The organism is Bifidobacterium tibiigranuli, assembly GCF_009371885.1.
GTDB classification, from domain to species: domain Bacteria; phylum Actinomycetota; class Actinomycetes; order Actinomycetales; family Bifidobacteriaceae; genus Bifidobacterium; species Bifidobacterium tibiigranuli.
Genome location: NZ_QLZA01000004.1, coordinates 157391 through 171301, shown reverse-complemented (window position 1 = coordinate 171301; position 13911 = coordinate 157391). Strand labels below are relative to the sequence as shown.

Below are 13911 nucleotides of genomic sequence, written 5' to 3'. Positions count from 1 at the left end.
TTTTCTGTCACGCTTCGCAACCTCGTGTTGGAAAACGTACACTGAGTATCAGTTATCGTACGTTTTCCAATACGAAGCTCAACAATGTGACAGAAAACGTACGCTGACTTGGGTGCCAGCTGCACTGTGACCACGGAAACGCAAAGGTGCCTGCGGTCACGCGGACCGCAGGCACCTCGTTACATCAGGTACAAGAACCTAAACCCTAGAACCCACCCTGCTCGACGGTTTCGATGCGGGCTTCGAGGCCTTCCTTCTCAAGGAAGTAGCTCAGCGGCTTCAGGTCGTCGGCCTCGTAGCGCTTCTTGAAGGCGTCGATCTGCTCAGCCGGGTACAGGCGCGGCTCAAGCTCGAGCATTTCGGCCGGCAGCGGGCGCTCGTTGCTGATCTTGGCGTCGATGACGACGACCTTGCCCTCGCGCACCTCCTGCACGGCCTGCGCGAACACATCATGCACCTGGCTGATCTCGGTGACCGTGTGGCCCACGGCGCCCATCGCATCGGCCAGCTTGGCGTAGTCGATGTCCATGAACTGCACGCCGAGGTAGCCGAGGTTGGTGTCCTCCTGCTCGTCCTTGATGAAGCCGAACTGCTGGTTGTTGAAGACCACGTGGAGCGTCGGCAGCTTGTACTGCACGGCGGTCGCGAGATCCTGCATCGTCATGTTGAAGCCGCCATCGCCCGCGAGATTCCACACCTGGCGGTCGGGGAAGTCGAGCTTGGCGGAGATCGCGCCGGGGATGCCGATGCCCATCGTGGCGAACAGCGAGGAGGTGCGCCACATCTGCTTGGGATTCATATGCAGGTGGCGGATGGAGGTCTGGGTCACATCGCCGACGTCGACCGAGAAGATCGCGTCCCCGTCGGCCACCTCATTGATTGCGTTGTAGACCTGATAGAGCTGCAGGTCGCCCTCGGTCTTCTTCTCCAGCTTGGTGACGTATTCGCGCCAGTTGGCGACGTTGTCGAGGTTCGCACGCCACCAGCCGGCGCTTTCCTTCTCGTCAACCTTCTCGTAGATAGCGCGCAGCGCATCGCCCGCATCGCCCAGAATGGCGACGTCGGCGTGATGGCGCTTGCCGAGCTTCGAGGGGTCGATATCGATCTGAATGAACTTCTTGACGTTCTTGAAGACCTTGGAGACTTCGGCGAAGGGGTAGTTGTTGCCCACGAACAGCACCGTATCGGCCTCGGGGAAGCATTCGACCGATGGCTTGGTGGAGACGCGGTTCGGGCTGCCGAGTAGCGCCTCGAAATCGGACGGGAAATTGTCGAAGCTGATGCCGGTGTTGGCCAGCGGGGCCTTGATCTTGCGGCACAGATCCAGCACGATCTGATGCTCGCCGCGCGTGCCGATGCCGGCGAAGACGACCGGACGCTCAGCCTGGTTCAGCAGCTCGACAGCCGCGTCGATGTCTTCGACATTGAGCACCGGATTCGGGTAGGGACGATGCGCGTTAGCGGCGGAATACCAGCCGTCCTGCGGGATGTCGACCCAGCCGAGATCGACCGGGATCTGCACGACGGCGACGCCGTTCTTGGCGTAGGCCTGGCGAATCGCCTCGTCGATGACGTGCGGCATCTGCTCGGCGGTGGAGACCTGCCGGTTGTAGATGGAGACGTCGGCGTAGATCGGGTTCTCGTTCATCTCCTGGAAGGTATCCCAGTTGAGGCCGGCCGTGCCGAACTGGCCGATGAGCGCCAGCAGCGGCACATGCTCTTCGCGCGCATCGTACAGCCCTTGCAGGGTGTGCGTGCCGCCGGGGCCCGCCGAGCCGAAGCACACGCCGATGTGGCCGGTGTACTTGGCGTGCATGGAGGCGGCCAGCGCGCCGACTTCCTCGTGGCGCACCTGAACGTAGTCGATGTTGTCGCGCTCGGCGTAGAGCGCATCCATCAGCGAGTTGATCGAGCCGCCCGGAATGCCGAAGATGTGCTTGACACCCCAGGATTCGAGGACCTTGACGGTGGCGACGCCGGCCTTGATGGTCCCCTCCTCATGCTGGTTCGCGGTTTTCGCATCGAAACCGAACTGAATGACGTTCTTTGCCATGACTCTCCTTTGCATAGCAGCCTTGTGAGCTGCGAGTAGCCGAGTTAGCAGTATCGCTTACTATCATTTGCCCGTGCGCGCGGCCACCACAATCGACCGACCCCATTGTTGTCTTCAGTCCGCCGACTCGCCTTTGCGTTCGCTGCGGCAGGCGTCGTGCGACACGTTTACTGCCAGATTACCATTCCAGCTTTCCCGCACTCCGAGCTTTCCTATGACCTTCATCACACTGGCTTTGCTGCACTGTTTTCATCACGCTGTGATAAAGCTTATATTCCCTCGACTTCATAGGACAATAAGCCCGAGAGAGTGGCTTCTTCCCTCGGGCTATTCACATGCCGCAGCCTCAGCCCTTGTCGACCGGACCGAGCAGTTTCTTGAGCGCCGCGAGATAATGGTCGAAGGCATCCCTGCCCTGCTCGCTCATGGCGACGAAGGTGGCAGGCTTGCGGCCCTCGAAGATCTTCTCGATTGCTACGTACCCGGCCTTTTCCAGCTTGGTCAGGTGCACCGAGAGGTTGCCCGGAGTCATGTCGAGCAGATCGGCGAGCTTCGCGAACGACAGCGAGGAATCCTTGCCGATGGCGGCCAGCGCCGTCATGATGCGCAGGCGGGACGCGGCGTGGATGACGGGGTCGAGTTCGTCCTCCATATGCTCACCGCCTGCCCATGAGCGGGGCGAAGGAGGCGTTGCGGCTGCCCAGCGTTACCGCCCAGAGCGCCAGCAGCAGCATGGCACCGCCGCCGAGGGATGCCATGACGAAAAAGCCTGCGATGACGCCGAGCATCGGCAGCACAAAAGCAATCACAATCATCCATACGCCGATAATCAGCTGCGACAGATCGTTCCACAGCGCGCCGCCGATCATGTACAGCACACCAACCAACAGAATCGAAATCATATTATAGAGAATCGTAGTAGCCTCGTCGGCAAGCGCGAAACGGTTCACGAACATGCTCAGCCCGCCCATGCCGAAGAAGAAGGCGGCAAACCATGTCCAGCCATAGATCGCACCCTGTTTGGCATAGCGCCGGGCCTGCTGGGCCGATGACTTGTACCCCGGAACGCCCCTGATGCCGATGACTACCGAGAGCGCGACCGAGGCAACCAGCAAAGCCGCTGCGACGCACCACGCCCACCAAGGCGTCACTCCGTCGGTGGCCTTGGTCGCAAACCCGAGCACTCCGTACCCGACGAGCCACGACAGGCCCCACACCAGGCAGAACTTCCAATGAAACACATTGAACATGCGGCCTATGCGCCGGCTTTGATGCTCGATGAGCCTGAGCGCCTCATGCGGGTCGGATAGCGATTCGCTGTCGAGCGCTGCTGCCGCCTGCGTATTTGTTGGCACATCCACCTGCGGGGAGTCCTGCGCGCTCGGCTTACCAAGACGATTATGAGTTCGCTGTTGCTGTCCCACGGTCACCACCTCTTTCTTAATTGCTGCCTGCATTCTTGTTGTTTCACGAATGCAGTTTACTTTGCGTTACTATTTAACTTTATAACACAAAGTACATTATGTCAAAGACCGCTGCGTCAAAAATCACTGCGTCAAAGAATTTATGCTCTACTACCACACGTTCGACCGCCCACCCCAACCTGCGCCTCCGCTTCTCCCTACGAACGGTTAGACTGAATGGCATTATGGCAGCATTTAGTTCTTTGACAGACCGGCTCTCGAATGCCTTCAAGCATTTGCGGGGCAAAGGCAAGCTTTCCGAGGCGGATATCGACGGGACCATCCGCGAGATACGCCGTGCGCTTCTCGACGCCGATGTGTCGCTCGAAGTGGTGCGCTCCTTCACGGCGAAGATCCGCGAGCGCGCGCTCGGCGTGGAAGTCTCGCAGGCGCTCAACCCCGCGCAGCAGGTGGTGCAGATCGTCAACGAGGAGCTGACGGCGATTCTGGGCGCAGGCGTCGACCGGCCGCTGAACTTCGCCAAGAACCCGCCGACGATCATCATGCTCGCCGGCCTGCAGGGCGCGGGCAAGACCACACTCGCCGGCAAGCTCGGCTACTGGCTCAAGGACGCCGGGCACACACCGCTGCTCGTGGCGGCCGATTTGCAGCGCCCGAACGCGGTGACGCAGCTGCAAGTGGTCGGCGAGCGCGCAGGCGTGCCAGTCTACGCGCCGGAAAAGGGCGTCCAATCAGCCGGCGGCGACGCGGTTTCCGCCCCCGGAGCGACGAGCGGCGACCCGGTCAAGGTGGCCCGCGACTCGTTTGAGTTGGCGAAAACCAAGCTCTATGACACGCTGATTATTGATACGGCAGGCCGTCTCGGCGTCGATGAGGCGCTGATGAAGCAGGCCCGCGACATCCGCGACGCGGTGCATCCCAACGAAATCCTCTTCGTCATTGACGCCATGATTGGTCAGGATGCGGTGCAGACCGCCAAGGCCTTCGATCAAGGCGTGGACTTCACCGGCGTCGTGCTCTCCAAGCTCGATGGCGATGCCCGCGGCGGCGCGGCGCTTTCGGTCGCCAGCGTGACCGGCAAGCCAATTCTTTTCGCCTCGAATGGCGAGGGTCTGAAGGACTTCGAGGTGTTCCACCCCGACCGCATGGCCTCGCGCATCCTCGACATGGGCGATATTCTCACCCTGATCGAGCAGGCGCAGAAGCAGTTTGACGAGGAAGAGGCCAAGAAGGCCGCTGAGAAGATGTCGAAGGGCACCTTCGGCCTTGACGACTTCCTTGAGCAGCTGCAGCAGGTGCGCAAGCTCGGCTCGATGAAGAGCCTGCTGAGCATGATTCCTGGCATGGCGCAGCATCGCAAGGAACTTGAGCAGTTCGACGAGCATGAGATCGACCGCACGGAGGCCATTATTCACTCCATGACGCCGGCCGAGCGTCGCGACCCCTCAATCATCGACGGCTCGCGCCGTGCGCGCATCGCGTACGGCTCCGGCAACACCGTCTCCGCAGTAAACGGACTCTTGCAGCGCTTCGAGCAGGCTGCAAAGATGATGCGTCGCATGTCGAACAAGTCCGGCATGGGCGGCATCCCCGGCTTCGGCGGTCCTGCTGCTGGCTCCGGCAAAAAGAGCGGCAAGAAGAGCAAGAAGAAGAGCTCCAAATCCGGCAATCCGATGAAGCGCGAGGCCGAGGAGAAGGCGTTGCGCGAGCGGCTTGCAGGCAAGGGCGGCCCCAAGTCCGGTGGCTCGGCCTTCGCCAAGAAGCCGCAGAACCCCGCACTGCCCGCAGGCTTGCAGGAGGCGCTGAGCGGCGCAGGCGAGGGCGAACCGACGCTGCCGCCGAATCTGGGCGGCGGATTGGCCGGGCTGCTGCACTAGTTGCGTGAGTTGCAATGAGCATAGCCATCGCCATCGCATTGGCGCTTATCATCGGCTGGGCGTGTCTGCGATTCCTTCCAGCGGGTGCGGAAGGGCGCATGCCGCTGCCGTATCTGATTGCGTTCATTCATTTTCTCTGGATCCCCAGCGCGTTGTGCGGCGTGCTTGCCGCAGCACAGGGGTACTGGCATCTGGCCGTTCTGGCAGTGGTTTTGGCAGTCATTATCGCCGCTTTCGATCTGCCGTATTACCGGCATACCCTGCGTATGCTGCGCCGCAACGCTCAGCCGGAGGACAGTGCGCAACACGACCTGCAGCAGAGTTCGCAACACACCAGTGACGCTGCACAGCGCACACCATACGAGTTCTCGGTCATGACCCTGAATTGCCGCTACGGTCGGGCGGATGCCCGGATGATTGTCGAAGCCGTACGCAGCAGAGCCATTGCTGTACTGTCATTGCAGGAGATGAGCGAGAATCTGCTGAACTACCTCGCAGCCGCAGGACTTAATCAGCTGCTCCCGCATCATCAAATCGGCACCATGCGTGACACTGACAATGGCGGATTCAATGGAATCTGGACCAATTTGCCGGTCACCGCCGCCATCGCCGATACCGTCGACATCCCCGCTGCCGCTGTGCCCAGCCTCGTAGTGGCGGTCCCGCAGCAGTGCGCTGCCGATTCACGCACAATCCTGTGCGCATCCGCCCATCCGAAGTCGCCCATGCGCGGGTGTGCGCAATGGTCACGGGGAATCATCGGCCTTGCCGGTGTGAACAGCAACACGCGCGCTGCAAGCACCATCGTCATGGGCGACCTCAACGCGAACCTGCATCACCCCAGCTTCCGTGCGCTGCTGCGCTCGGGTCTACGTGATGCCACCCTGAGCCAAGGAACCGGCCGCATCCCGACCTTTCCTATATGGTTGCCCTGGCCGCGCCTCGAACTCGACCACATCGTATTCAGCAACGGCCTCGAAGCGCGCGCCGTGGAATCCTTCGCAATCCCCGGCAGCGACCATCTGGCACTTGCAGCAACGCTGAGCGTCACGCGCTGACAGCGCTGACCACCCTGTCTGCGCGGCGAACATAATGTAGTACGCCGCGCTCAGCCCCGCCGTCTCCCCACGCAACGCCCAGCCCTGCAACGCCTCCGCCGACACCGCACGGCGCGCTATCCATGCCTGTGTTGTATAATGTCTCAGTTATTCACGGATGCGGGGCCCTCTCATTCCCGCACGCCGCGAGGAACACGCTGGTCGGAGGTTTTTGTGCCCCCACAGAAAACCGATAACCGGCAACCTAAGTAACAAGGAGAGCCATTTTGGCAACCAAGATTCGTCTGAAGCGACTGGGCAAGAAGTCCTATGCCTTCTACCGTGTGGTCATCACCGATTCGCGCAACAAGCGCGACGGCCAGTCCATCGAAGAGATCGGCATCTACGACCCGAACAAGCAGCCGTCGCTCATCCAGATTGATTCCGAACGTGCGCAGTACTGGCTGGGCGTCGGCGCGCAGCCGTCCGAAGCAGTTTTCAAGCTGCTGAATATCACCGGTGACTGGCAGAAGCACAAGGGACTCGATGGTGCCGAAGGCACGCTGAAGGTCGCCGAGGACGAGCCGGACGCAGCAGCTCGCGTCGAAGCCGTCGAAGCCGAAGCGCAGAAGGTCAAGGCCGCGAAGTCTGCGGCAGCGGCCAAGGCTGCAGCTGAAGCGGAAGCCGCCAAGGCCGACGAGGCAGCTGAGTCCGAACCGGCCGAAGCCGAAGCCGAAGCGGAAGCCTCGGAAGCGCAGGCTGAGTAATCATGCTCGCGCAGGCCGTTGAACATCTGATCACCAACATCGTCGATTTTCCCGACGATGTGTCCGTCAAGTCCCATGAGAACCCTCGCGGCGAATTGCTTCGCGTGCGCGTGAACCCGGAAGACATCGGCCGTGTGATTGGCCGCAACGGCCGCACCGCGAACGCGATCCGCACCGTGGCGCAGGCTTTGGCCGACCACAAGGTGCGCGTTGACATCATGGATGTCCGCAAGAAGTGACGAGTTCAGTGCATGACGAGGACCCTCAGCAGCGCGAGCTGTTGAGGGTCTGTCGTATCGGCCGGGCGCAGGGTCTCAAAGGCGAGGTCAACGTCCGCATCACCACCGACGAACCCGGGCGGCGCTTCTCCCCCGGCGCGTCGCTGTTCACCCGCGACGGCTCAGGCGAATACACCGTCGAAAGCGCGCGGACCTTCAAGGATCGCTGGATTGTGCATTTTGACGGCGTTGACAGCCGCGAGGCAGCCGAAGCCATGAACGGCGTCGAGCTGTACGGCGAGGCCGACGACCCCGAGGAAATGGCGCAGGAAAATGCCTGGTATCCCAAGGATCTCATCGGGCTTGAGGCGCGACTTGCCAGCGATAATGCGCTGGGTCTGCCCGGCGGCAAGGTTCTGGGCAAGATCGTCGACGTGATCGACGGCCCTGCGCAGTCGCTGCTGAAGCTGCGGCTGGTGAGTGGCTTAGTAGGCAATGACTTAACGTCTGGCAGCTCGACGGCAGGTGACGCTGAGACTGCCACCGACGAAACCGCGCCAACTGCGCCCACCACGGCGCTTATCCCCTTCGTGGACCCCATTGTGCCCGATATCGACCTGGACGAGCGAACGCTCACCATCGACCCGCCCGGAGGTCTGATTCCCGGATTAGGCTAGCACGCGCAATAACTGCATTCGTGTGAATGCCGCACTCGCCACGGTTGCATTCGTGCAACTGTGGCGTTCGAGTAGCAGTTATATTCACAGCACTCGCGTAACGGTTGTATTCGCACAACAGTCGTTCTCGTAACGGTTGTTCTTGTAACAGTGTTTCTCACAAAGACCGAGGCATGGCATGAGGCTGATTTTCGGGTATGTGCGCAGGCATTGGGGTCTGGCGGCAATCGCCGTGGCCTTCCTGACCATCGAGACCCTGAGCGATTTGCTGCAGCCGACCCTGATGTCGATGATCGTCGATGACGGCGTCGCCAGGCGCGATGTGAACGCTGTGCTGAACTGGGGCGTCGTCATGCTGGCCGTGGCATTCGCCGGAGCCATCGGCGCGGTGGTGCGCAATATCTACGCTTCCCGCGCTTCGCAGCTCATCGGCAAGGACATCCGCTCGGACGCCTACGGCAAGGTGATGTCGCTGACCTTCGAAGAGGTCGACCGACTGCAACCGGGCGCCATCATCACCCGCATCACCAACGACGTGACGCAGATCCAGAACTTCACGCAAGGGCTGATGCGCGTCATGCTCAAATCGCCGATCACCTGCATCGGTGCGATTGCGCTCATCATCATGCAGATACCCGAACAGGCGCCGGTCGTCGCGGCGATTCTCGCCATCGCCGGAGTGCTCATCTGGATGAATATGACGCGCAGTTTCCCGCGTTTTCTGACTGTGCAGAAGGCACTGGACAAGCTCGGTACCATCAGCCGCGAATTCCTGCGCTCAGTGCGTGTCGTCAAGGCCTTCGGAGCGCAACGACAAGAAGCCGAGCGCTTCGATGCCGCCGCTGGAGACTTCGCAACGGCGAACATCCGCGCGACGCGGGTCAACGCCACCTACGGGCCGCTAATCAATTTGACGGTGAACATGGGCATCGTGGCGCTACTTTGGCTCTCCCGCGCACAGAATCCCGGACGCATCGGTGCGCTTATGGCCTCGATGAACTATATGACGCAGGTGCTGTTCGCGCTTGGTCGCGTCGCGATGATCTTGAATTCCTCAGTGCGTGCAAGCGCCTCATCCCGGCGCATCGGTGAAATCTTCGAGCAGCCCAGCGAGGAGCGCGTCATTGATAGCGGCACAGTAGTTGATAGCGACACAGTGTCGGATGGCAGCGGCGTCGTGCCGGCTGGCAGCGGCGAGACTGCACCACCCGATAATCGCAATCAACCAAACCCGCCAGATGCCAAGCACCTGGCGCTGCGGTTCACCTCCGTGTCCTACCGCTACGCCAGCGCTGCGGACGACGCCGTGCACGATGTCGACTTGAGCGTGCTGCGCGGCGTTACGCTGGGCATCATCGGCCCGACCGGCTCAGGCAAATCGACGCTGGTCAGCCTGATACCGCGATTCTACGAGCCTTCGCGCGGCCATATCGAGCTGGATGGAGCCGATATCGCGGCCATTGATGTCGAAACCCTGCGCGAACGCATCGCGCTGGTGCCGCAGGAGCCGGTGCTGTTCTCCGGCACCATTCGCTCCAATCTGCTGTGGGGCAATCCCGAGGCCAGCGAAGCCCAGCTGCGCGAGGCCGTGCGCCTGGCTTGCGCCAGCGAATTCATCGACGAGCTGCCGAACGGATTGGACAGTGTGATTGGCCAGGGCGGCGTGAACCTGTCCGGCGGCCAGAAGCAGCGCATATCGCTGGCCCGCGCGTTGACGCGGCGGCCCGAAGTGCTGATTCTGGACGATTGCACCAGCGCGCTGGACAGCACGACCGAGCAGCGTGTGCTTGACCATCTGCGCGAGCTGGCCGCGCACGAGCAGGGCTTGACCACGATGCTCATTTCGCAGCGTATTTCGACCGTGCGCCGGTGTTCGAGCATCGCGGTGATGGACGGCGGCACGGTGGTCGCCACCGGCAGTCATGACGCGCTTATGGAATGCTCGCCGCAGTATCGCAGCATCTATGACTCGCAAATTGGGGAAACTTGCAGCGACGAGCAGCACAGCGATACACAACACAGCGGTGAGCAACACAGCGACGAGCTGCAAACAGGCGAAGAGGCACGACAATGAGCGAGAACCAAACCCCAGCCTCACCTGCGTCAAACCCCGCATCCACCGCGTCCACTGCCTCACAGCCCGCTCCAAACACCATCGGCGGCCCGCAATTCGGCGGCGGACTGGCCAAACGCGGAGCGGCCGTCGTCAAGCCGAAGAACATGCGCGGCACGCTGCGCCGGCTGTTCGACATGACCGCAGGCCAACGCCGCGAACTCATTCCGGTATTCGCGCTTTCAGGCCTCGGCGCCGGCTCGGCGGTCCTCTCGCCGCTACTGGTCGGTCTCGTCATCAGCACCATCGCCACAGGCGACCCGATTACGACGATACTGATGGTGCTGGCAGCGGTCTACCTCGTGGATTGGCTGGTCAATTTCAGCCAGCAGTATCTTATGGCGGCGGCCGGGCAACATATCGTGCTGCATCTGCGCGTGTCCCTGTTCCACGCGCTTGAAGCGCTGCCGCTGCGCTTCTTCGACCGGCATCAGCACGGCGAGCTGATGAGCCGCCTGACCAATGACGTCGACAATATCAGCGAGACGATCTCCGATTCCTTCGCCGACCTCATGGTCTACGTCTTCACGATTCTGGGCACGCTCGCCTGCATGATCTGGCTGAGCGTGCCGCTGACCCTGGTTTCCCTAGTGCCAGTAGCACTGGTGTTCATCCTCGCCAAGGTCATCACCACGCGCACCCGGCCGCTCTACGCCAAGCAGCAGCAGGTACTCGGGCGGCTCGACGGGCAGGTGGAGGAGAGCGTTTCGGGCCTGAGCATGGTCAAGGCCTACGGTCGCGAGCGCGCGATGATCGAGGAATTCGAGCAGGCGAACGACGAGCTGTGCGAAACCGGCACGAAGGCCCAGACGCTGAGCGGGTTCCTTATGCCGCTGTCGAATGCGATCAACAACTTCGGCTTCCTCATGGTTGCGGTGGTCAGCGGGCTCATGGCCGTGCACGGTCAGGCCGATGTGGGCGTGATTACGAGTTTCCTGCTGTATGTGCGGCAGTTCTCGCGGCCTTTCACCGATATCGCCAACATCTACAACACCTTGCAGACCGCCGTGGCCGGGGCCGAGCGCATGTTCGAAATCATGGACGAGCCGACCGAGCCGGCGGATGCACCGAATGCCATTCCTGCCAGCAATCCGCGCGGGCATATCGTCTTCGACCATGTCACCTTCGGCTATGACGAGGCGCATGAGGTCATTCACGATATCAGCTTGGACATTCCTGCGGGCGCGCGGGTCGCCTTCGTGGGGCAGACCGGTTCGGGCAAGACCACGATGGTCAATCTGCTGGCGCGCTTCTACGATGTCAGCGGCGGCCGCATCCTGCTCGACGGCCATGATCTGCGCAATTACAAGCTCGCGGACCTGCGCCGCGCCTTCGGCACCGTGCTGCAGGACCCTTCGCTTTTCGAGAGCACGGTGGCCGCCAACATCGCCTACGGCAAGCCCGACGCCACGCGCGAGGAGATACAAGCCGCCGCCCGTGCGGCTGGCGCGGACGGGTTCATCGGTCGCCTCGAACACGGTTACGATACGGTGCTGGAAGGCTCCGGCGCGGCGCTGAGCCAAGGCGAGCGCCAATTGCTGACCATCGCGCGGGCGTTGCTCGCCGATGCGCCGATCGCCATCCTCGACGAGGCCACAAGCTCCGTGGACACGGTCACCGAGCAGTCGATTCGCCGCGCGATGATGCGCATGACCGCCGGACGCACGAGCATCGTCATCGCGCACCGCCTCTCAACCATTCGCGACTCCGACCTCATCGTCGTCATCGACCACGGCCACATCCTCGAACAAGGCTCGCACGCCGAGCTCATGGCCCGCCACGGCACCTACGCCCGCATGGTCGCCGACCAAAGCGTGTAGGTGCGTAAATCCTTCATGATTTCGCACAACAACTTAATGTATATTTATTGCTGCCGCCCGGCTCGATGCTCAAGCAGAAGTCCGTCTCTTTCTTGTGATCTATGCATCAGACAACTCTTTTCAGGTCGTGCTCGACGGCATCATAAAACCGCTTTCCTGATGGGCTGTGCTTGGCATTGAACTCGAAAGTCCGCATCGACAGGAGCGAAACCGGCCTGCCGAATCCTTTTTCCAACTCGTCCTTGAGCGACATGATGACCCCAGCAGTGGCCTTTTTCTCTGGGGCAAGCCGATATATCAAATCAACATCGGAATTCAGCCCGCTGCTCCCCTTTGCGACCGAACCATAGACATACATTTCCTTGACACCATGGCTCTCAGCGGCGCGCTTGGCCACGCTCTCCACTTCCTGCAGCGTCAGTTCATTCATATACCCATAGTACCGGCATCTATCCGATGGCAGAAAGTCGTAATCGTTGTTCATAGCGTCCCACGTAGTCCGCCCCGGAGAAAAGAGACGGTAAGATAAGCGCAGAATGATTGACCGGCACGCGCAAGGGGGCAAATGATGAACGTAGGGATTATCGGAACTGGCTGGATATCACGTCAGTTCGCCGACGCGGTGCGCCAGCAGCAGGGCGCGCGGTTGGCGGGGATTCTTTCCAGAACACGCGAGGCTGCGGAGGGATTCAGACGCCCCGACGAAACATATCCGGCATATGACGATATCGAGGAGTTTCTCGCGGATTCGCAGATCGACACGGTGTACATCGCCTCGCCCAATTCGATGCATTATGGGCAGGCAGCCAAAGCCATCAGCGCCGGAAAGAACGTCGTCGTTGAGAAACCTGCGTTCTCGAATCCGGCGGAGTTCGCCAAGATCGAGTCACTGCTCCTTCAGCATCCGCACGTGCGTTTCTTCGAGGCGGCCCGGCATATCCACACCGACGCATTCCGCAGCATCGCAAACCAAGTGGAAGGTATGGGAGCAATCAGCGGCGCGGTATTTTCGTATATGAAATATTCCTCGAAATACGATGCGTTCCTCGCAGGAGAAACGCCGAACATTTTTACCGCGCGGTTTTCGGGCGGGGCCCTGCAGGATTTGGGAGTATATCTGGTCTATGACGCGATAGCACTGTTCGGAGCGCCGCTTTCCGCGCAATACCATCCCCTGCTGCTTCCGACCGGCACTGACGCCATGGGCACCGGAGTGCTGCATTATCAGCATTTCGACGTCACCCTGCTCATCTCGAAAACCGTCAACTCTCAGTTTGGTTCCGAAATATATGCAGGCCGGCAAATCCTCAGCTTCGGCAACGGCGGCGATCTCGGCAGCGTCCGCCTTGTGGAAAGCGACGGCACCGTGCGAGAGATCTGCCAATCCCCAACCGGCAACCCGATGAGCGAAGAAGTACGGGATTTCACCGACGTCACCCAAGCTCCGACCGAGCCGGCACAGCAATCACGATATTCCCGCTGGCTCAAGGAGAGCCGCGAGGTGTGCGAGACGCTCTGGCAGATGCGCCAGAGCGCCGGCATCCACTTCCCTGCGGACGATGGCGGCGAACGCTGATGAGTGCTGCTGGGTGCTGGTGTGCGCTGATGTGCTGTCGCGTACGGTTGCGTGAATGCGGCGCGTTCATTTGCGGTAGCACAGCCGTGACACTGTACCGCTGTCTGCTTAACGGCTCAGCAGGGCTGTCCGTCTTAGGCCAACGCCGGTTGCTGAGTTAGAAGCAACAGTCACGTTGAGCAATCCACGGGGACTACTGAGAGCCGGCGTAGGCCGGCTCTCAGGGCTCTCGCGGAAAAGTCCACTGGGCTCCACACGACCGGGGTAGGCCAACGCGTCTGGGGTTGGGTTTGTGCGGAAAGGCTTGAGTTTTTGTGATTCTTGCGGAGTACCGGAGGGCGGCGTAAGC

At 61.2% G+C, this 13911-nt stretch carries 12 protein-coding genes; 8 read left to right on the top strand and 4 right to left on the bottom strand.

The annotated features are described in order from the left end of the window. Positions 1–205: 205 nt before the first annotated feature. From spxB to DDF78_RS04820, 3 genes are all read right to left on the bottom strand, one after another. Positions 206–2053 (bottom strand): pyruvate oxidase, encoded by a 1848-nt coding sequence (gene spxB, locus DDF78_RS04830; RefSeq protein ID WP_152580610.1) that lies wholly within the window; start codon positions 2051–2053, stop codon positions 206–208. Positions 2054–2399: 346 nt separating this feature from the next. Next, the gene (locus DDF78_RS04825) at positions 2400–2705 is read right to left on the bottom strand and encodes a winged helix-turn-helix domain-containing protein (RefSeq protein WP_152580609.1); all 306 of its coding nucleotides are present in this window, start codon (positions 2703–2705) and stop codon (positions 2400–2402) included. 4 nt (positions 2706–2709) lie between these two features. Beyond that, on the bottom strand, positions 2710–3477 hold the full coding sequence (locus DDF78_RS04820) for a hypothetical protein (protein WP_152580608.1): 768 nt from the start codon (positions 3475–3477) through the stop codon (positions 2710–2712). A 224-nt stretch (positions 3478–3701) separates the two neighbouring features. Here DDF78_RS04820 and ffh point away from each other — a divergent pair, with 224 nt between their 5' ends. From ffh to DDF78_RS04785, 7 genes are all read left to right on the top strand, one after another. Next, positions 3702–5354 carry a signal recognition particle protein gene (ffh, locus tag DDF78_RS04815; RefSeq protein ID WP_152580607.1) on the top strand — a complete coding sequence of 551 codons (1653 nt, stop codon included), beginning with the start codon at positions 3702–3704 and terminating at the stop codon, positions 5352–5354. Positions 5355–5368: 14 nt separating this feature from the next. After that, entirely contained in the window at positions 5369–6412 is a 1044-nt protein-coding gene (locus DDF78_RS04810) for an endonuclease/exonuclease/phosphatase family protein (RefSeq protein WP_152580606.1), read from the top strand. A gap of 266 nt (positions 6413–6678) precedes the next feature. Beyond that, entirely contained in the window at positions 6679–7158 is a 480-nt protein-coding gene (gene rpsP / locus DDF78_RS04805; protein ID WP_152580605.1) for a 30S ribosomal protein S16, read from the top strand. A 2-nt stretch (positions 7159–7160) separates the two neighbouring features. Further along, the gene (locus DDF78_RS04800; protein WP_152580604.1) at positions 7161–7397 is read left to right on the top strand and encodes an RNA-binding protein; all 237 of its coding nucleotides are present in this window, start codon (positions 7161–7163) and stop codon (positions 7395–7397) included. Continuing rightward, positions 7394–8053 (top strand): ribosome maturation factor RimM, encoded by a 660-nt coding sequence (gene rimM, locus DDF78_RS04795; protein ID WP_237564547.1) that lies wholly within the window; start codon positions 7394–7396, stop codon positions 8051–8053. Before DDF78_RS04800 ends, rimM begins: the two co-directional genes overlap by 4 nt. A 178-nt stretch (positions 8054–8231) precedes the next feature. Further along, a complete protein-coding gene (locus DDF78_RS04790) occupies positions 8232–10127 on the top strand; it encodes an ABC transporter ATP-binding protein (protein WP_152580603.1) in 1896 nt (631 codons plus the stop codon). Then, on the top strand, positions 10124–11986 hold the full coding sequence (locus tag DDF78_RS04785; protein WP_152580602.1) for an ABC transporter ATP-binding protein: 1863 nt from the start codon (positions 10124–10126) through the stop codon (positions 11984–11986). Before DDF78_RS04790 ends, DDF78_RS04785 begins: the two co-directional genes overlap by 4 nt. A gap of 106 nt (positions 11987–12092) precedes the next feature. Here the strand turns inward: DDF78_RS04785 and DDF78_RS04780 are convergent, their stop codons facing one another. Then, a complete protein-coding gene (locus DDF78_RS04780; RefSeq protein WP_162000701.1) occupies positions 12093–12416 on the bottom strand; it encodes a nucleotidyltransferase family protein in 324 nt (107 codons plus the stop codon). A 135-nt stretch (positions 12417–12551) separates the two neighbouring features. Here DDF78_RS04780 and DDF78_RS04775 point away from each other — a divergent pair, with 135 nt between their 5' ends. Further along, positions 12552–13562 carry a Gfo/Idh/MocA family protein gene (locus DDF78_RS04775; RefSeq protein WP_152580600.1) on the top strand — a complete coding sequence of 337 codons (1011 nt, stop codon included), beginning with the start codon at positions 12552–12554 and terminating at the stop codon, positions 13560–13562. The last annotated feature ends 349 nt before the right edge of the window (positions 13563–13911 follow it).